This is a genomic window from Reichenbachiella sp., from assembly GCF_965233835.1.
Lineage (GTDB): Bacteria > Bacteroidota > Bacteroidia > Cytophagales > Cyclobacteriaceae > Reichenbachiella.
In genome coordinates, this window is the sequence record NZ_OZ247585.1 from 2024164 (window position 1) to 2044457 (window position 20294).

The window sequence follows — 20294 nt, forward strand, 5'->3', positions numbered from 1 at the left end:
AAAGCATAACAATGTGTATAGTGCGTAGCACCTTGCAGGATGCGACGCACTATACACGGAACGTTAGGCGTAATTAAATATGAAAAAAAGATTATCAACATCAATGACTTTCTTTTGGAAATATATCTTTTCAAGTATATGGTTGGGAGGGTTTGGAATAGGTACAATTGCTGCAATTTTCACACTTGGAGCAGAAGGCCTTCTTTTTCTAATAGGATTAATCTTTGGATATGCAATGATTTATTATGGATGTTTAAGAGCGAAAAATGTCCATATTGATGATAACTATTTATACGTAAGTAATTATAGGAAAAACATTCAAATCCCTCTAGATAATATTAAAAATGTATCTGACAATATAATGTTCAGTCCAAGACCAATATTTATAGAATTTAATAATCAAACTGAATTTGGAAAGAAAATTATGTTTATCGGATATACAGAAATGTTTCTGTTTTGCTCTACTCATCCAGCTGTAAAAGAAGTAAAAAATAGAATAAAAAAAATCCAACGCTGTATATGAAATCATAGCCGCCTATCGGCAGGCTACGCTTGTTATACAAACTGTCACTTACCCAACTCCTCCCATTTAGGAATCTCTTGATCTTCTTTCTCTTTCATCTGAACCACCTGTTCGGTAGGGGCTTTGTCGAAGTTGCTGGGGTGCATGTAGATGCTGGACTGTGTGGTGTCTACTTTTCCACCTTGGATGATCATATAGCCGAGGATGGTCAGGCCTAATACAGATAAGATTACAGCGAATGTTTTCATGATTTTAGGTTTAGTGTTTCACAATCACTATCAAAGGTTTTGCCAAGTGCTTGACTGAGACAAGTTGACAGGCCTAAAAACAAAAAGTCCCAATGGCGATCGGGACTTTTTTACTATTCACTAAAATCTATCAGTTTCCTGATTAGTTTCTTGCCTCGTTGCATTTGGTTCGTGTCTTCACGAACCTTATGCATGTTCGTATTTGTAAAGACACCATTTGTCATGTAATTAACTGTCTTTGACTTTCAGGTTGAGTATTCCGGCGATGATAAAGGCTACACCTGCTGAAACTAAGATGTAAACGGGATTTCCTCCGTAAAGATACTTTATCATCGGACCTGATAATAATCCATTGACAATCTGCGGTATTACTATAAAGAGGTTGAAAATCCCCATATAGACCCCCATTTTACGTGCAGGTATCGAACCTACCATCATGGCGTAGGGCATGGCTAGAATACTGGCCCACCCAATTCCAATTAGTATCATTGAGCCAATTAGAAAAAGTGGATTCGATACCATGTAAATGCTAATCAATCCAATACCCCCAAGGGTTAATGAAATCGTATGCGTATACTTTCGACTTGTTGCTTTGGCAATAGCTGGAAGAAAGAATGCGTATATAGCTGAAATGCCATTATAGACGCCAAATAGAATACCCACCCAATCTCCAGCATCTTGGTACATTTTGGAGGAAGTATCAGATAGTGGTAGGCCATATACATGATGAGTTATTGCAGGAGTGGAATAGACCCACATTCCGAATAAGCCAAACCAGGAAAAGAATTGAACCAGGCCTAATTGCTTCATTGTTGAAGGCATCTTCTTGAAGTCCGAAAAAATGTTAAGTAGGCCGTCTTCTTTTGGTTTGTCGGCTTCGATATCATTGAAACTAGCTAACTCTTCCGGAGTATACTCTTTTGTAGTCAAAATGGTAACAAGGATGCTGCCAACCAAAACAGCTGCCCCGATTGAAAATGAGAGAATAAGATTCAAGGGGATTTCTCCAATAGAGGACTCGTTAGATATACCAAACCAATTGGTCAAAGCATAGGGCATCCATGAGCCAATTACTGCTCCAATACCAATCAGTGAGGTCTGTACGCTGAAACCAAGCGTTCTTTGATCCGCAGGCATCATATCAGCTACCAAAGCCCTGAATGGTTCCATGGCGACATTGAAGGCTGCATCCATAACCATGAGTGTTCCTGCTCCAATCCATAAAGCTGGCAATATTGTTGTTACAGCACCTGCGTTTGGCATCACCACTAATCCAGAAGCAGCAATCAAGGCTCCTACGAGGAAGAATGGTTTTCTCCTTCCAAGCCTTGTCCATGTCTTATCACTATAGTGACCAATTATTGGTTGTACTACGGCCCCCATCACTGGAGCGACGAGCCAGAACCAAGAGAGTTCGTGGATCTCAGCTCCAAAAATTTGAAAAATTCTACTGGCATTGGCATTCTGCAGGGCAAAGCCCATTTGAATGCCCAGGAATCCAAAACTCAAATTCCATACTTCCCAAAAGCTTAGGCGTCTCTTTTCCATCAATTAGTTATTCTCAAAAATTAAATACTGCCAAGGCTCCATTTCGATTGATTGGTCTTTGGCCAAGGTAAACGACGCTTTGGTAAATGTATCCGAATACGTGCCTGAGACGGTTTCGTCTGTTAGGTTGAATTTTTGCTTCTCACCAGACATATTGATCAATCCAATCACCTGATTACCATTCTTTTCTCTGCTAAAGGCATAGATCCATTCGTCCTTATTGATACGTTTGGGCGTGCCGCCATAGCCACCATTCCAGAGAGCTTCGTTGTCTTTTTTCAATTGCACCAGCTGCTGATAGAATGGAGTCAAGTTTTTAGGATCATCCCAATTGATGGTGTCCTTTTCGAAGAAAAGTAGGCGTTTGTCCAGTCCTACTTCCTGTCCACTGTAAATCATAGGAAAACCATAAGCCGTGAAGATAAAAGTAGCAAAGGCCTGATGACCCTCACCATATCTTTCGAAGACGGTACCTGCCCATGAGTTTTCGTCGTGGTTGGTAGTGATCGTCATGCGAAATGGATTTTTACCATAAAGGGCTAAATCCTTATTGATGAATTTATCAATGTCATGGGCAGTTTTTTCTCCTTTGGCTACATGCTCTGTCAGGTGTAGCAGCTCCCAAGAGTAGGACGCATGAAAATTGGCGTGCAATCTTGGCTCATCCCACTCAGCCAACCAGAACAAATCCTTCAAGGGATCTAGCACCGCCGTAGCTTCTTCCCAGAAGTAAAGCGGTATCTCATGCGCTGCATGGTCACATCTGAATCCGTCAATGTCAGTTTCGGTGATCCAAAACTTCATTTCTTCGATCATGCTTTTTCTCGTGCCTTCGTTGGTATGATCAAGGAGGGCAATGTCTTCCCAATCTGCTTCGTAGGTGATATTGCCCAAACTGTCTTTGGCGTAGTACTCGGGATTTGACGTGATCCACGGATGATCCCAAGCCGTATGGTTCGGTACCCAGTCGAGGATAACTACCATATCTAATTCATGCACTTTTCTGACTAATGATTTGAAGTCATTCAACGTGCCGAATTCAGGATTGACGGCTGAATAATCTGAAATGGAGTAGTAGCTTCCTAAAGAGCCTTTCCGTTTTTCTTTCCCGATCGGTTGAACTGGCATGATCCAAAGCATTTCAACGCCTAGCTCTTTCAGTCGTGGCAAATGCTCGGCAAAAGCATTGATGGTTCCTTCTGGGGTATACTGGCGGATATTGACCTCGTAAATCGTCATATCTGCTGCACGTTCAGGAAATGTAATGGCCGGTTCCTCTGTTTTTTGCTCTGATGGTTCACAGGCAAATAGGAAGCACAAAGAGGCTAGAAATATGATGGCTAATATTTGAATTTTTGTCATTAGTTCTTAGGGTATAGGCTAATTGCTGCTCCACCACCGGCAGCTAATTTCATATCTAAAACTGTGGCTTTGGTTACTTCCATTTCGTTGATTTGATAGGAGGTAGGGTTGTCTACATAGTGACAATCCTCTCCGTCAGCATAAATGGTGGCTTCGTAAGTCACTCCTTCTTTTAAGAAATCCAGCGGCAATTTAAACGCTCTGGGGTTCTCATCGGTAATACTACCAACAAACCAGTTGTCCGTGTTGCGTTCCTGACGAGCGATGGTCACAAAATCTCCAATTTCACCATCAATTACCTGAGTAGTTTCCCAGTCGGTAGGTACTGCTTTGATGTATTCAAAAGCCGGATGGCCTTCGTAATTTTCTGGTAAGTCATTGGCCATCATCATGGGTGCATAAATGATGGTGTAAAGTGCTAATTCTTTTCCTATCGTAGTCTTTACCTGATCCGGGCTGGTCTTGATTTTGATATCGAATACCCCTGGAGTGTAATCGAATGGGCCAGACAGTGATCGTGTAAAAGGAATAGTCACTACATGATCCGTTGGACTTCCACCCATAGCATTGTATTCCTGACCTTTGGCTCCCTCACGAGAAACCATATTGGGCCAGGTTCTTCTTTTGCCGGTGTCTTTGATTGGCTCGTGCGCTACGATCATGGTTTTGTGCTTGGCACCCATTTCTATCACTCGCTGAAAGTGCTGAACGAAGTATTGTCCATGGTGATAAAGGCCATTCGGTAAAGTGTCGCCGTTTTCTACGTAGCCAGTTTTTACGGCTTTCATGCCATGATCTTCCAAAAACTGATAGGCGTCTTCTAGCTGCTCGTCGTAGTTTTCGGTGTCCGCACCAGTTTCGTGGTGACCTATGATATACACACCTTTTTCGGCGGCATACTTACTTAGGAATTCAATATCGTAATCAGGATATGGCTTGGTGAATTCAAACTTGGTGCCACCACCCATCCAGTTGCCGTCCCAGCCGTAGTTCCATCCTTCTACAAGCACACCAGAGAATCCATTCGCTGCAGCGAAATCGATGTATTTCTTTACGTTCTCGGTATTGGCCGCGTGCTTCGGTCCTTGGTGCCAAGTGCCCAAATTGATGAACATCTCCCACCATACGCCAATGTATTTGCCCGGTTTGATCCAAGAGGTGTCTTCGATTTTGCTTGGTTCATTGAGGTTTAGGATCATATAGTTGGTGATCAGGTCACCAGGGGTTTCGCCTACTTGAATCGTCCGCCATGGTGTATTGAATGGGGCCTTTAGGTAAGCTTTCACAGGATTGGTTTTGCTGTATGGAACCAGATCACATTTGAGGTTCGAGCCGCCAGTGTTTTTCACGACCATACTCGGGTAGTCATAAAGAGCCGCTTCATGCATGTGAAAGTATAGACCATTTTTGGCTTCTATGGTCAGCGGCGTATGAACCATATCAAACGCAGAAACCGGAGCTTTTTGGTACAGATACTCGTATCTGTTACCAGCATAGGCCGGAATAGACCAAGCATCGTGGTCATCGGAAAGATTAAACTCCGTCAACTCATCCATAACCTCAAAATCGCCAAGTTTTTCTTGCTGTGGGAATTCGTAACGGAATCCTAGACCATCATCAAACAATCGAAAAATGACATTCAATTTGATTTGGTTGGCATTGACCAATTCAACCTTCAACTCGTTGTAATTGTTTCTGATTATTCGTTGTTCGCCCCATGGTTGTTCCCAAGTTTCGTCGAAACTTGATGTTTGCGAGTTAACAAGTTCAAATCCATTTTTTAGGCTGATGTTGTTTCCGAGCTCAAACCCGAGCCTGGAACTATCTGCAACCATTTTATCGCCGTACCTGGCCAGGTAGCCTGGAGTTCCATCGGCTTCTAAGTAAAAGCCAACAGAAAGTGTGTTGTCGGGAGAAAAAACGGCTGTTTTAAGTTTTTCTGATTGATCAACACCACAACCAATGAGATGTAGTGCAAAAGCAAATAGTAGTATTTTTTTCATAAGCATACTGAAATCCTTATTTCCAATTTATTGAAAATTCGTTGTTTTTAAGTTTGAATGTAGTGTAGGGTAGGTGCTTGATTTTATAATCCTTGTGGTGATCTGTAGCAATTGGATCAAAATTAGATAATGGTGAAATGAAGTGATAGTCTTCATGATCAATGGCTAGTGATTTCAATTCGTCATCTCCAAAACCATGAAAGTATAGTTTTACTTCACTAAAAACACTGCTAAAACTTCCCTTTACAGTCTCAAATACCAATTGACCTTTTTGAGGTTGATAAGAGATGTTTCTCTTGTAAAATTCACCGGATTCGAAGGCAAATGAATCGCCATCATCTTCATAATAGATGTAGCTGTTAGTTGTATCTCCCTTGTATAGGTGGATCTCCAGTTGTTCGCTTGGTTTTTCCTGATTGCTATATACCTGTGATTGAACCGGGATAATGGCTGATGCTTTGGCGAACACCGGTAGCTTTTCCATCGGGCACTCCACCAAAGTTTCTTTATTACCGACATACTTTTCATCTGTGAATAAATCATACCATTCGCCTTTTGGGAAGTAGATTTTTTCGATTTCCTTTTCACTCGATACTGGAGCCACTAGTATGGATTCACCGAAAAGGAATTCGTTTTCGTAGGCCGATTTATAAATGTTATCGTCGAACGTAAAGTCAATAGCTAATGAACGATTGATTGGTGTACCTGTCTCACTCGCTTCGTAGAATGCGGAGTACACGTATGGCATTAGTCGATAACGAAGGCTGATGTAGTTTCTCGAGATTTCTTCTGTGTGCTCTCCATACGTCCAGGGCTCGCTAGACTTGGTGTTTACATTGGAGTGACCTCTAAAGAATGGAGTAAAGGCTGCCATGGATATCCATCTCGCAAACAGGTTTTCTGAAGCATTGCCAATAAATCCACCCGCATCAAATCCCGCGAACGGGACGCCTGACAGTCCCATGCTATTCAGCATTCTCATCCCTAGTAGCATATGTTCGTCGGAGGCTACGTTGTCGCCAGTCCAGACAGCAGCATATTTTTGAATACCTGCAAATCCGGCTCGAGTCAAGTTAAAGGGCCTTTTTCCTTCTAAATTTTGTTTGGCTCCTTCCCAGGTGCTTTTGGCCATCATGAGGCCGTAGATGTTTCTGGCGTTTCTTGTTGTTCCTTTTTCTCCGTCGAAGTCAAATTCAATCAACTCAGGCAAGGATTGTCCCCAAGTAGCAATTTCATTCATGTCATTCCAGAAACCTTCTATTCCAAGATCGCTGTAAGACTTCAATTGCTCTGTCCACCAGTTTCTGGTCTCCGGCTTGGTGAAATCTGGAAAATGACACCAGCCTGGCCAAACTTCACCTTCATAGTTGTTGCCGTCAGGGTATTTGATGAATACGTCTTTGTTTAAGCCGTCCTCATAAGCAGCATATCCTTCTTCTACCTTGATACCTGGATCACACATCACCACTACTTTAAAACCCAGATCTTTTAATTTATTGATCATGGTTTCAGGACAAGGAAATCTTTCTTTATCCCAGGTGAATATTTTGTACTTCTCCATATAATGGATATCCAAAACAATCACATCTGCAGGAATTTCTTTATCTCGGAAGTTTTGGGCTGTGTTGAGTACTTCTGCTTCTGGGTAATAACTGTATCTGCATTGCTGGTAACCTAATGACCATTTGGGCGGAAGGCTCATTTTTCCAGTCAGTCGACTGTATGCCCCAATGATTTCGTTGACTGAATCATAATGCATGAAGAAGTAGTCCATATCCCCTGCATCTGCGGAGAAGCTGGAGAAACGATTGTTGGATGCACCGAAGTTGAAGTGCGTTTTGTATGAGTTGTTAAGATAGATGCCGTAGGCCATGTTGTTGTGGATTCCCATATAGAATGGGATAGAACAATATAAGGGGTCTGTGTTTGCACCGTACCCGAAATGGTCTGTATTCCAGTTTTGAAAGCCGTGGCCCTTTTTATTGAGCGGACCGGTTTTTTCACCTAGTCCAATAAATTTTTCGTCAGGTTGTAATTTTTTGTAGGTAGTGACTTGTTCGCCAATCCAAGAGGTGCCAAAGGAGGCATCGTCTTCGTTTATGATTTCACCTTTCTCATTTCTGAAAACAATACGGAATGGTGCCTTCATGATAGAAACTTCCACCTTGCTGGTAGATATCACAATGCTATCCTCTTTTTCCAGATAGTCTATGGATTTTTGGTTGAGGCTATTATCTAATGCATAATGAAAATTATCAAATTTCTCCTTTCTAGAAATCCTCACCCGAATCATTCCTTCTTCATATACCTCAAGGCATATGTTTTCGGATTCGGTACGGCCATAGAAGCCGAAGGCATCCAGCTGATAAGATAATAACGACCCTTGAACGAGTGTTCCGTTGGTAGTTATGTTTTTTCTCTCTTCAACAATCATAAACAATTATATCTTGTATAAGTGCTTGAAAGATGTTTCCCGAAGAGGACACGAAATGTTTCAAAAAGCTTTTAAAGCTAGACCCGTTTCTTAATCAAATACAAATTTTCTCAATGACTGAAATAACGGAAACAAGTGATTTTGAGCTGTTTTGAGGGTTTTTGCTCTGTTTCAATCGTTTGCAGAGAAAATGAAAAAAATTAAGGTCGTTTAGAAGATTTTCGGATGATGAGGTCGGTTTTTAATACCTGACGGATGGGCTGCTCTCTTAATTCCTGGTCTTGAAGTTCGGCGATAAGTCGTTTGGCTGCTGCTCTGCCCATGTCTACTCCAGGTTGGGATACGGTAGTGAGTTGAGGTTCTATCAGTGACGAAAACTGCCAATTGCTGAAGCCGACAATGGCAATATCTTTAGGAATTTCTAATCCAGCTTCTTTAATGGCTTTCATGGCGCCATAGGCTGCGGTGTCGTTAGTGCAAAATACGGCGTCAGGAGGTTTTGGTAAGTCTAATAACCTTTGCATAGCATGAAACCCTTCATCTAAAGTGCCCCTAAAACAAGGAAGAATGTAGTTGGGGTCTACTTTCATGTTATTTTTCTTTAGGGTATCTTGATAACCTTTTTTACGCTCTGCACCTATAGTGAGGTTGTCAGGGCCGGCGAGATGAGCAATGCGTTCACTTTTTTGATTGATTAGATGTTGGGTTGCCATAGCGGCTCCATCGTAATCATCCACCACAATTTTACTGACGTTCAACTCATCCGTTTCTCTATCAAAGAGTACAACAGGTATTTTTTTTGCCACCTCCTGAAAGTGCTCGAAGTGCTGAGTTTCTTTTGAAAAGGAAACAATCAAACCGTCTATGCGCTGATTGAGTAGTGCTTTGGTGTCTTTTACTTCACGTTCGTAAGATTCACTGGTTTGGCAAAACATTACGGTATATCCTGCTTTATAGGCCACTTCTTCAATGCCGGATATGACCGTCGAAAAGAAGAAATGAACGATTTCAGGGATGATTACTCCTATTGTATTGGTTTTTTGACTTCTTAGATTTTGTGCAACTACGTTGGGTTCGTAGTTTAATTGTTTGGCCAGGTCGTTTACTTCCTTTTTGGTTTCCGGGCTAATGTCTGGGTGGTCGTTCAAGGCACGAGACACTGTAGAAGGGGATACCCCTAGTGCTTTTGCTAAGTCCTTGATTGTTACTTGACTGCTTTTCATTCTCTAATGCTTTATTTTTGTGGCTGACCTATCTCAACTGCTGGTTTCGTAAATCTGCCTCACCAAGACTACACTGAGAGCGTAAAAAGCATGAACCAAAGCTTTACACTCCATTGTTAAACCTAATGTATAATCCGTCAATTCCCAATGACGTGTCTATACATTTCTACGTTACGGAGCGGAAAAGTAAAACATAAACCTCCAACCTACAAGAAATTGAGTTGAGTTGATTATTGCAATAGTACAATTGTGAAATGAATAGAAGACAGGTGGTCTATGATTTATACTAAATGCAGGACGTGTTGACGTCTTTAAAAAAAGTTCAAAAATAAATGGCCTCCGAAATCGTTTGCGGAATCGTTTGCATGCGAAAAAGCATGAAAATAACTGTGAATAGAGCTTGTATTCTATGTTTTTAGGTTTATTATTGAATATGCAAGAACGAAGAAATGTAGTTGAATTCCTTATAATATTAGGCAGTCAGCAGCGTATGAATCGGTTTTGTAAGAAGTTAACATTAATTAATTATTAGCGCTTGAATTAGATGTTTTTTTCGAAGAGGACGAGATGTTCAGAAAGCAAATCTTAGAAAAGTACAATTAACAAAACTCGTAATTAATTAAAACACTATGAAGAACTATTACCAGTTAGTTTTCAGCTTACTGTTTGGAATGGGGGTCTTAATCGCTCTTCCAACTTCCAGTGCTTTTGCACAGGAAAGTCTAGTATCTGGAACAATCAAAGATGCAGAATCCGGTGAGCCCATCCCCGGAGTAAATGTAGTTGCAAAGGGTACCTCGAATGGTACGGTCACTGATATTGATGGGAAATACAGCGTAAATGTAGATTCAAATACAGTTCTTGTTATCTCATACGTGGGATTTGAAACACAAGAAGTAGTAGTTGGTACACGCTCCACTATAGACATTGATCTTGGTTATGACGTCTCCCAGTTAGGAGAAGTGGTGGTTATCGGCTACGGTGAAGTGGATCGTGGTGATGTAACCGGCTCTGTGATCGCTGTAGACTCTGACGATTTCAACAAGGGTGCAATTTCTACTCCACAGGAATTGCTAATAGGCAAAGTGCCAGGCGTAGTAATTACCTCACAGGGTGGTGCCGCAGGTACCGGGTCGACTATCAGAATTAGAGGGGGATCTTCATTGAGAGCAAATAACGATCCATTGATTGTTGTGGACGGAATGCCATTAGAAAGTAGAGGAATCTCTGGAATGGCTAACCCATTGGCGACTATCAACCCCAATGATATTGAGACCTTTACTGTATTGAAAGATGCTTCAGCTACAGCTATTTATGGTTCTAGAGCATCTAACGGTGTAATCCTTATTACAACCAAGCAAGGTTCTCAAGGCAAAATGACAGTAAGTTATAACGGTAATGTTTCAGTTGGAACTCCAGTGAAGACGCTGGATGTATATACTGGAGATGAATACAGAGCTATCGTTAATCAAAGAGTTGCTGACGGTGATTTAGATGATAATGCATTAGTGAACCTTGGAGCTGAAAACACAGATTGGCAAAACGAAATTTATGAAAACGCCATTTCTACTGACCATAACGTAAGTGTGGGGGGTAACATAAAAGGTGTTCCTATGAGAGGTTCTGTTGGATATACCAATCAAAACGGTATTTTAAAAAACAACAACATGACAAGAACCAGTGTGTCGTTGAATGCTTCTCCTACACTACTAGATGGTGACTTGAAAGTGAACATCAATGCCAAAGGATCATTCATTGACAATGATTTTTCAAATCCAGATGCCATTGGTTCTGCAGTTTCATTCGATCCTACTCAACCAATCATGAATGGAAATTCTAGATATGGTGGGTATTTCGCTTGGACAAATCATGATCCATCTACTGTTATGGATATCAATGAAGCACCAATCAACATCGCTACACACAATCCTGTAGCGCAATTGGCTTATAGAGACAATACCTCTTCTGCTCAACGATATATAGTAGGAGGTAAGTTTGATTATACTATGCCATTCCTACCGGAATTGACAGCAACATTGAATTTAGGCATGGATTACTTCTCATCAGAAGGTGATGATGTAGTAGATCCGCTGGCATCGTGGTCAGAAAGAGAGCCAGCTCAAAATATTAAGCATTATGAGCAAACTAGAAAAAACAATTTGCTTGACTTCTATTTAAACTACAGCAAGACGATTGGAGCAGATCATGATTTGGATTTGACTGCAGGGTATTCTTATCAGCATTTCCATGTATCAGGTAGTGATGCTAACAGGTCGTGGGTAGAATTGGACCCAGGGGCGGATACCGTTGACTACAAAAGAGAATACTTTTTGGTTTCTTTCTTTGGTAGAATGAACTACACTTTTAAGGATAAGTACCTAGTTACGGCCACTTTGAGAAATGATAGATCTTCTCGATTTGGAGAGGAAAACAGATCAGGTTTATTTCCTGCTGTAGCAGTAGCCTGGAAGCTGAACGAAGAAGGTTTTCTTGCAGGCTCTGATTTCTTGAGTGAATTGAAAGTGAGAGCTGGATGGGGACAAACTGGTCAGCAAGATATTGGTGATGACAACAAATCTTATTATCCATATATCCCGACCTATACGGGTAGCCAGCAGGGAGCGTACTACCAATTCGGAAGTGCATTTTACCCAACACAAAGACCAAATGCATACGATGCAAATATCAAGTGGGAAACTACGACTACTCAGAACATTGGATTGGATTTCGGTTTCCTAAATGGAAGATTCTCTGGTTCGGTTGACGTATACAAAAGAGAAACAGAAGATTTGATCAACGAGATTCCAATTGCAGCTGGATCTAACTTCTCCAATTTCTTGATTACTAATGTAGGTACTTTAGAAAACAAGGGTATTGAAGTTGGACTTTCAGCTGGAATTATCTCAACTCCAGACTTTAACTGGGAAGTGTCAGGTAACTTGACTTACAACGTCAATGAGATTACTAAATTGACTCAAATTGACGATCCTAGTTACCCAGGGTACAACACGGGTGAAATAGACGGAGGTGTTGGTAACAATGTTCAGATCAATAGTGTTGGGCATGCTACAAACACATTCTACCTATTTAGTCAGGTTTATGATCAAGACGGAATGCCGATCGAAGGTTTGTATGTGGACAAAACTGGAGAAGGTGGTGTTGTTTCTGGAAACGAATTGAATAAGTACTATCTCACTAATCCAGCTCCAGAGTATCTGATTGGTGTTTCATCAAAGGTGAACTACAAAGGATTTGATTTCTCCTTCTCTGGGAGATTCAACATTGGCAACTACGTGTACAATAACAATGCATCAAGCAAAGCTTTGTATCAAAACCTGTACAATCAGGCTGGATATACAGCTAATATCTTGACTGCAGTTGAAGATACGCAGTTTACTAATGCTCAGTATTGGTCTGATATCTATTTAGAAGATGCTTCATTTTTTAGAATGGACAACATCACAGTGGGATACAGCTTCGACAAGATTTTGACAGAAAAATTGAACGGCAGAGTCGCTTTTACAGTTCAAAATGCATTTGTGATCACCGACTATTCCGGATTAGACCCTGAAATCAATAGCGGCTCTAAGTTAGGACCTAATGTAGGGATTGATAATTCTATATACCCACGACCACGAACATACATGTTGGGTTTAAATCTTAATTTCTAATTGACATTCAAAAGAGAAAAACATGAAAAAGATTAAAATATCATATTTATTGATGCTCGTGGCGACTGTATTGTTTTCGTCATGTCTGGGAGATTTGGATGTAACACCGATTGATCCAAATGATGCAACGTCTAATAATGTATTCAAAGACGAGGCGGCTTATAAAGAAGCTTTAGCTAAAATATATGCGAGTTATGCGATTAGTGGACAAGATGGCGGAGGAGGAGGAAATCCTGATATTGCCGGTATCGATGAGAACTTTGGTAACTACCTGAGACAGTATTGGGGATTGCAGCAATTATCCACTGATGAGGCTATTATTGCCTGGGATGATGCTACAATCAAGAACTTTCACTGGCAAACTTGGGCACCTAATGATGTGTTCATTGCAGCCCTTTATTCTAGAATTTTCTATACTGTAACAATCGCTAATGAGTTTATAAGAAATGCAGACGAAGCCTTGGAAAGTGCATCAGGTACTTTTGCTACTGACCTAGAAGCTTATAAAGCTGAAGCTAGATTCTTAAGAGCATTTTCTTACTGGCATGCGATCGATATGTTTGGTAATGTGCCATTCATTACTGAAGAAAATTTACCGGGTGCATTTTTTCCTGAGCGTATCGAAAGAAGTGATCTGTTCACTTATATAGAATCAGAATTGCTGGATATGGAATCTTCTCTTCCTGCAGCAGGAGCTAACGAATACGCAAGAGCGGATCGAGGAGCTGCATGGATGTTGCTAGCGAAGCTGTATCTAAACGCTGAAGTATATACAGGTACAGAGAGAAATACAGATGCTTTGACTTATATCAATCAGGTGATCGCAGCCTCTTACTCTTTGGAGAATACTTATGAGAATGTATTTAGAGCAGATAATAACTTAAGTAATGAGATTATTTTCCCATTGGCATTCGATGGTACTAATACTCAGCAATATGGGGGAATGACTTTCTTACTTCACGCTTCAAACGGTGGTGGTATGCCACTGAATGGAATCGATGGAGGTTGGGGAGGTATCCGAGCTATACAAGATTTACCAGCTAAATTTGGATTGTCTTCCTCAGATTTTGCAGCTGATTCAGAATTCTCAACTGCAGATAGTAGAGGAATGTTCTTCTTTGACCCTAGCAGTTGGACTTGGGATATTGCCAACGTAGGTACATTTACTGAAGGAGTGGGTGTGACCAAGTTTAAAAATATCAGTTCAGATGATGGCCCGGCACCTAATGCGCATCCAACATTTGTTAGCACAGACTTCCCTGTATTTAGATTGGGAGATGCTTACCTGATGTATGCTGAAGCTGTACTCAGAGGTGGAAGTGGTGGAGATGCCGCTACAGCTCTGGGATATGTGAATGATTTGAGAGAAAGAGCGTATGGAGATGCATCTGGAAACATCACCTCTGGCGAGCTGACACTTGATTTCATCTTGGAAGAAAGAGGTAGAGAACTGTACTGGGAAGGTCATAGAAGAACTGATTTGGTTCGTTTTGGCCAGTTTACTGATGGAAGCTATGTATGGGAGTGGAAAGGAAACACGCAAGCTGGTACTACCACTGATAGTTACAGAGATCTGTATCCTATCCCGAGCAACGATTTGAATGCCAATCCAAATTTAGTTCAGAACGACGGTTACCCGCAATAAGAAGCAGTCTTTGGGGGCATAATAAAGCTCCCAAAGAGTTTATAACTAATCAAAATTGATATACATGAAAAATTTTAGATATATATATATTCTCATGGCTGCCGTATTGTTTGGAGCCTGTGAGGAAGAAATGGACAAAGTTGTGATCAGCAGCGACCCGGTTTCTCCTGTGCTTACAGGACCGGGGTCAGATGCCTTTGATTTCGTATTAGCTGATAAGGACGAGACAATTGAATTCACTTGGGAAGAAAGTGACTTTGGATTCGATGCTTCTATCGCCTACGTTGTGGAAGTTGCCACAGATGAGGCTTTTGAGAATAAAGTTGAAATTGTTTCGGCGGAAGGAAATTCGGGAACGGCCAGAGTAGATGATGTAAATACCTCTTTGCTTGGACTTGGTTTACCAATTGGTGAACTGGCTACGGTTCATGTACGAGTATTGTCATCAGTCAATGACAACGTCGAAGCCTTGCCTTCAGGTTCATCATCATATGAGACCACACCGTATGAAACCATCTATCCTCTGATTTATGTACCTGGTGCTTATCAGGGATGGAATCCAGGGGGCGATGATGGTAGATTGTATTCTTACGGATTTAATAGTCTGTATGAAGGTATTATTAGAATTACAACAACAGTTGATAATAATGGTGAGTTTAAAATCACTCCAGAGGCTAGTTGGGATGTAGCTTGGGGTGGTTCTTTGACTGCAAGTGGTGCGAATTACTCTGGTACAACGGATGGTGGAGATAATTTTGTAGTGACTCCAGGAACTTACATTTTTAAAGTAGATGTCAACGGCCAAACTATTGACCTGGAAGCAACTGATGATTGGGGAATAATTGGTAGTTCTACACCAGGCGGTTGGGATGCTGATACAGATATGATGTACAATGGACAGAAGCAAGCTTGGGAAATCACAACTGATCTTGTGGCAGGTGAATTGAAGTTCCGAGCCAATGATGGATGGGACTTGAATTACGGAGATACTGACGCAGATGGTACCATCGATGCTGGTGGAGACAACATTGTTGTTACTGCAGGTAACTACACCATCAGACTAGACTTAGTCAATGAAAAGTACGAATTGATTGCGAATTAATTCAATCTAATGAAGCAGACGAGAGAATCTTCCTCGTCTGCTTTTTTCTACTCTTTTATTATCGGATCAAGTTGATCCGATCCTCAACCATTCAATGGAAATCCATATGAACAAAATCTTACTTTGCCTAATTTTTATATCTACCTTCAGCTATGGACAGGTGACCACGGATCCGGTTTTTCCAATAGCCGATCAGGAAGTAACTATTACTGTCGATGTATCTAGCACGGGCTTGGCTGGTTACGCCGATGACTTGTGGATTTGGACTTGGGTGGAAAAAGCCTCTGGAGATGTAGATGCACCAACCAATGTAAACCCGGCAACGGCTGCCCAGAGTGCCGCATTAATGACTCGATCTGAAAGCAATGGTGATGTTTACAGCATAACCATCACGCCAACTACATTTTTTAACCTGACCGATGATGAAATAGAAAATATTGGGCTCCTATTGAAAGGAGCTGACTGGAGTGATGGCCAAACACCAGATTATGATTTTGATGTTCTTTCAGATCAATTCGCGGTAAGCTTTACTAGTCCCTCTTCTTTTCCTTTATTGGTAGATGCCTCCTCCTCAATTGAAATTTCGGTTGCAGCTTCAGAAGTCGCTGACTTGAGTTTGGAATTAGATGGTATGGAAGTAACTTCAGCAACTAGCGTAGCCACTTTGGATTATACATTGACTGCTGCCGCAGATGGTATTCATGAAGTTGCCATTGTGGCCAATAACGGCTCTGAACAAGTAGAAAAAAGCTTTACGTATACGGTTCGATCAGCTACAGTAGAGGCTGTTAGGCCTGATGGTATCGTAGATGGTATCAACTATCATACGGATAAGACCAAAGTGACTTTGAGCTTGTTGGCACCTTTGAAATCCTCGGTTTATGTAATTGGGGATTTTACAGATTGGGAAATAGATCCGGCTTTTCAGATGGCTAAGGATGGTGAACATTTCTGGATAGAACTGACGGGACTGACCAGTGCAAAGGAATACGCCTTTCAGTATTTGGTAGATGAAGAAATTTGGATTGCCGACCCTCATGCTGATAAAGTGCTAGATCCAGATGATCAGTATATCCCTGAATCAACTTATCCAGGGTTAATGGATTACCCGACAGGTGCCTTGCATGCGCATTGGTATGAAAACAGAGCGGCCGTACTCCAAACTAATCAAACGGCCTACTCATGGAAAAATACTGCCTTTAAGAAACCAGAAAAGGAAAATCTGCTCGTGTATGAATTGTTAATAAGGGATTTCCTCGGAGAGGACAATATGAATTATCAGGCTATGATAGATACACTTGACTATATCAAGGATTTGGGGATAAATACAGTGGAGTTGATGCCTATAATGGAGTTTGGAGGAAACGACAGCTGGGGCTATAATCCTACTTTCATGTTTGCTGTCGACAAAGCCTATGGTACGAAAAATGACCTGAAAGAATTTATTGACGAGGCCCATGGAAAAGGAATGGCGGTAATTTTGGATATGGTTATGAATCAAAACGACATCCCTTCTCCTTATGCACAGATGTATTTTGACTTTGATAGTTTTAAACCTACAGTGGAAAACCCTTGGTTTAATCAAGAGGCCAAGCATCCCTTCAACGTGTTTTCAGATATCAATCATGAGAGCACTTATACCCAAAACTGGCTGGATTCGGTCAATCACTATTGGTTAAATGAATTTCATTTTGATGGTTACAGATTTGATTTGTCTAAAGGTTTTACGCAAGTAGATTCGGACGATGACGTGAGCGTATGGGGGAAGAAAGACGATTCAAGAATTGCTCTGCTAAAAAGAATGGCTGATGAAATATGGTCTCATACGCCGGATGCCTATGTCATCCTGGAGCACTTTGCTGACAATGATGAGGAGAAGGAGCTATCAGATTATGGTATGATGCTTTGGGGTAATAGTTACCATGATTACAATCAGGCTGCCATGGGATTTGGAGGATCCATCGAATGGGCGTATTATGAGGATAGGGGATGGACGAATAACTACCTGATATCTTATATAGAGAGTCACGATGAAGAAAGACAAATGTATCAGTTGCAAAATTTTGGAAAGTCTAGCGGCAACTACAACATCAAAGATTTTAATACTGCTATAGATCGACTGAAGCAATCGGCGGCCTTCTTTTTTACTGTGCCAGGTCCAAAAATGATTTGGCAATGGGGTGAATATGCCTATGATATCCCTATAGATGAAAATGGACGTACGGGGAGAAAACCTGAGAAATGGGAGTATTTGGAAAATGCCAAAAGGAGGGAGTTATACCTGATGTATAAAGAAATGATGAAGCTTAGGAATGACTATGAGGTATTCACTAATGGTGATTTTACCTGGTCACCAGATGGTATGCAAAAATCTATTCACATTGCCAATTCAGATACCAGTGTGGTAGTAATAGGGAACTTTGACGTGAGTTCAGGTTCAATAAATCCTGAGTTCCAGCATACGGGTACTTGGTATGATTTTATTTCAGGAGAAGAAATTGAAGTGACTAATACCAGCAATACAATAAAACTTAGTCCAGGAGAATTTCACATTTATACAGATCATAAGCTTCACAGTCCGGCAGCAGGAATTGTTACCTCGGTTGATTCACGAGAATTGGGAGGTCAAATGATTTTCTATCCAAACCCAACAAGCGATTGGCTAAACATAGATGTGCCAAATTTGAAGGGTAGGCCTAGCGATTATAAATGGGTGATTTCAAATGTCCTGGGTCAGGAGATACAGAAAGGAAACTTTGAGTCTTCTGAGTCAATGACACTTAATGTGTCAAGCTTGACCAAAGGGATATATACTTTTAGGTTAAAAGTTGGAAACCAGTTGGTCTCCAGAAAATTCATTAAAAAATAGACTTAAAAAGAGTGTGCTTTAAAAAATGAAACTACAACAACTATCAATAGCAATCTTGGGTTTGGCCATTGTGACCTCATGTACATCGACTCAGCCCACACAAAAAGATCAAGGGTCTTCAATTGATTGGAACAAAAAAGTGTTCTACGAAATTTTTGTTCAATCCTTTGCTGACTCTAATGATGACGGAATAGGAGATATCCCTGGCATGACCTCTAAGTTGGACTACTTGAGTGATCTGGGGATAGATGCCATTTGGTTGATGCCCATGTCACCGTCTCCTAGTTATCACAAATACGATGTAACCGATTACAGAGCTATCCACCCTGACTACGGTACCATGGATGATTTCAAGACGTTCATTGAAGAAGCCCATAAGAGGAATATTAAAGTAGTCATGGATTTTGTGATCAATCATAGTGGATATGATCATCCATGGTTTCAGGATGCCATGACAGGCCCGGATGCCAAATACAGGGACTACTATGTATGGGCAGATAAGGATTCCATCTCAGCACAAATTGCTAAAAAAGAGACTTCTTTCGATTCAGACAATATCCGTCAGTGGCACCCGGTAGATGAAAATAATCCTGTTGGGGAACATTACTATGGCTTTTTCTATGGAGGCATGCCAGACTTGAATTATGACAATCCTCAAGTGAGAGCCGAAATGTATGATGCAGGTAAGTTTTGGTTACAAGAAGTTGGCGTGGATGGTTTTCGACTGGACGCAGCAAAGCATATTTATCCAGATGATCGGGCAACTGATAGTCATGCCTTTTGGAAGGAGTTTAAAAATGAAATGGAGAAAGTAAACCCCGATGTTTACCTGATCGGAGAAGTCTGGGCAGATGCAGGTACCGCTTCGCCGTATGCTGCGGGATTTACGTCATTATTCAATTTTGATCGTGCCTTTAGCATTCTGGAATCCATCAATAAGGAGAGAGTAGTTGCTGCTAATATTGCTGGCCACGGCTATGAAATAGATTCTAACGCGAACATGGCAGAAGTGATCAATACTTCGCTGCCTTGGTTCAAAAAATATAATCCTGAATTTGTTGAGGCCAGCTTTCTGAGCAATCATGATCAAAATAGAGTGGCTTCCGTTTTGGGTGATGATGAGTCGAAAATCAAACTGTCGGCGTCTTTATTGTTCACTTTGCCAGGTACACCATATATCTATTATGGTGAGGAAATAGGTATGCTCGGTATGAAGCCAGATGAGAATATTCGAGAGCCTATGCTCTGGGAAAAGTCAGGTGCTGATGAAATGCGAACTTCCTGGATGGAAGTCGCTTACACGACTGATGAATCTGTTAATTCAGTAGCTACTCAACAAAAAAACGAAATTTCAATTTTGAATCATTATAAGACTTTGATTGGTCTGAAGAAACAGGAGGTTTTTTCTCGGGGAAACATTCAGCATTTGGATTTTGGTAATTCCTCGATAATAGCCTTTACCAGATCTTATGGTAAGGAGTCGGTAGCCGTGATTCACAATCTTTCAAGCAAATCGGTCGAGTTGGACAATACGACTCTAAAAGGGTTCGATAGCTTAATTTGGAAGGAAGGTGAGATAGTCCGCACTGCGGCAATGATCAAATTGCCAGCAAGAGGAAGTGTGGCGTACAAAAAATAATAAAGACAGTTTTGGGTTACAGGGAAT

Annotated in this window: 12 protein-coding genes; 6 read left to right on the forward strand and 6 right to left on the reverse strand. The window is 41.1% G+C overall.

Features of this window, described 5'->3' with window-relative positions; translation table 11 throughout:
- Window positions 1–79 precede the first annotated feature (79 nt).
- Window positions 80–523, forward strand: coding sequence for a hypothetical protein (locus tag ACO6S2_RS08735; protein ID WP_422362113.1), 444 nt, complete (start codon window positions 80–82; stop codon window positions 521–523).
- 44 nt (window positions 524–567) lie between these two features.
- Here ACO6S2_RS08735 and ACO6S2_RS08740 read toward each other — a convergent pair whose 3' ends face one another.
- From ACO6S2_RS08740 to ACO6S2_RS08765, 6 genes are all read right to left on the reverse strand, one after another.
- The gene (locus ACO6S2_RS08740; protein WP_422362114.1) at window positions 568–771 is read right to left on the reverse strand and encodes a hypothetical protein; all 204 of its coding nucleotides are present in this window, start codon (window positions 769–771) and stop codon (window positions 568–570) included.
- Between the two features lie 228 nt (window positions 772–999).
- Entirely contained in the window at window positions 1000–2319 is a 1320-nt protein-coding gene (locus ACO6S2_RS08745; protein ID WP_422362115.1) for an MFS transporter, read from the reverse strand.
- Between the two features lie 3 nt (window positions 2320–2322).
- Window positions 2323–3681 carry an alpha-amylase family glycosyl hydrolase gene (locus tag ACO6S2_RS08750; protein WP_422362116.1) on the reverse strand — a complete coding sequence of 453 codons (1359 nt, stop codon included), beginning with the start codon at window positions 3679–3681 and terminating at the stop codon, window positions 2323–2325.
- Window positions 3681–5684 (reverse strand): glycoside hydrolase family 97 protein, encoded by a 2004-nt coding sequence (locus ACO6S2_RS08755; RefSeq protein ID WP_422362117.1) that lies wholly within the window; start codon window positions 5682–5684, stop codon window positions 3681–3683. Before ACO6S2_RS08755 ends, ACO6S2_RS08750 begins: the two co-directional genes overlap by 1 nt.
- A gap of 16 nt (window positions 5685–5700) precedes the next feature.
- Window positions 5701–8118: a glycoside hydrolase family 31 protein gene (locus ACO6S2_RS08760; protein WP_422362118.1), complete on the reverse strand. Its 2418-nt coding sequence runs from the start codon at window positions 8116–8118 to the stop codon at window positions 5701–5703.
- A 200-nt stretch (window positions 8119–8318) separates the two neighbouring features.
- Entirely contained in the window at window positions 8319–9341 is a 1023-nt protein-coding gene (locus ACO6S2_RS08765; protein ID WP_422362119.1) for a LacI family DNA-binding transcriptional regulator, read from the reverse strand.
- 629 nt (window positions 9342–9970) lie between these two features.
- Here ACO6S2_RS08765 and ACO6S2_RS08770 point away from each other — a divergent pair.
- The 5 genes from ACO6S2_RS08770 to ACO6S2_RS08790 all read left to right on the forward strand — a co-directional run bounded on the left by ACO6S2_RS08770 (window position 9971) and on the right by ACO6S2_RS08790 (window position 20267).
- Entirely contained in the window at window positions 9971–13012 is a 3042-nt protein-coding gene (locus ACO6S2_RS08770) for a SusC/RagA family TonB-linked outer membrane protein (RefSeq protein ID WP_422362120.1), read from the forward strand.
- 22 nt (window positions 13013–13034) lie between these two features.
- Window positions 13035–14657 (forward strand): RagB/SusD family nutrient uptake outer membrane protein, encoded by a 1623-nt coding sequence (locus ACO6S2_RS08775; RefSeq protein WP_422362121.1) that lies wholly within the window; start codon window positions 13035–13037, stop codon window positions 14655–14657.
- Window positions 14658–14721: 64 nt separating this feature from the next.
- Entirely contained in the window at window positions 14722–15759 is a 1038-nt protein-coding gene (locus ACO6S2_RS08780) for a SusE domain-containing protein (RefSeq protein WP_422362122.1), read from the forward strand.
- A 106-nt stretch (window positions 15760–15865) separates the two neighbouring features.
- Window positions 15866–18628 carry an alpha-amylase family glycosyl hydrolase gene (locus ACO6S2_RS08785; protein WP_422362123.1) on the forward strand — a complete coding sequence of 921 codons (2763 nt, stop codon included), beginning with the start codon at window positions 15866–15868 and terminating at the stop codon, window positions 18626–18628.
- A gap of 25 nt (window positions 18629–18653) precedes the next feature.
- Entirely contained in the window at window positions 18654–20267 is a 1614-nt protein-coding gene (locus ACO6S2_RS08790) for an alpha-amylase family glycosyl hydrolase (RefSeq protein ID WP_422362124.1), read from the forward strand.
- The last annotated feature ends 27 nt before the right edge of the window (window positions 20268–20294 follow it).

Coding starts and splice junctions, on each gene's coding strand:
- ACO6S2_RS08735 (WP_422362113.1), top strand. CDS start 80: ATGAAAAAAAGATTATCAACATCAATGACTTTCTTTTGGAAATATATC.
- ACO6S2_RS08740 (WP_422362114.1), bottom strand. CDS start 771: ATGAAAACATTCGCTGTAATCTTATCTGTATTAGGCCTGACCATCCTC.
- ACO6S2_RS08745 (WP_422362115.1), bottom strand. CDS start 2,319: ATGGAAAAGAGACGCCTAAGCTTTTGGGAAGTATGGAATTTGAGTTTT.
- ACO6S2_RS08750 (WP_422362116.1), bottom strand. CDS start 3,681: ATGACAAAAATTCAAATATTAGCCATCATATTTCTAGCCTCTTTGTGC.
- ACO6S2_RS08755 (WP_422362117.1), bottom strand. CDS start 5,684: ATGAAAAAAATACTACTATTTGCTTTTGCACTACATCTCATTGGTTGT.
- ACO6S2_RS08760 (WP_422362118.1), bottom strand. CDS start 8,118: ATGATTGTTGAAGAGAGAAAAAACATAACTACCAACGGAACACTCGTT.
- ACO6S2_RS08765 (WP_422362119.1), bottom strand. CDS start 9,341: ATGAAAAGCAGTCAAGTAACAATCAAGGACTTAGCAAAAGCACTAGGG.
- ACO6S2_RS08770 (WP_422362120.1), top strand. CDS start 9,971: ATGAAGAACTATTACCAGTTAGTTTTCAGCTTACTGTTTGGAATGGGG.
- ACO6S2_RS08775 (WP_422362121.1), top strand. CDS start 13,035: ATGAAAAAGATTAAAATATCATATTTATTGATGCTCGTGGCGACTGTA.
- ACO6S2_RS08780 (WP_422362122.1), top strand. CDS start 14,722: ATGAAAAATTTTAGATATATATATATTCTCATGGCTGCCGTATTGTTT.
- ACO6S2_RS08785 (WP_422362123.1), top strand. CDS start 15,866: ATGAACAAAATCTTACTTTGCCTAATTTTTATATCTACCTTCAGCTAT.
- ACO6S2_RS08790 (WP_422362124.1), top strand. CDS start 18,654: ATGAAACTACAACAACTATCAATAGCAATCTTGGGTTTGGCCATTGTG.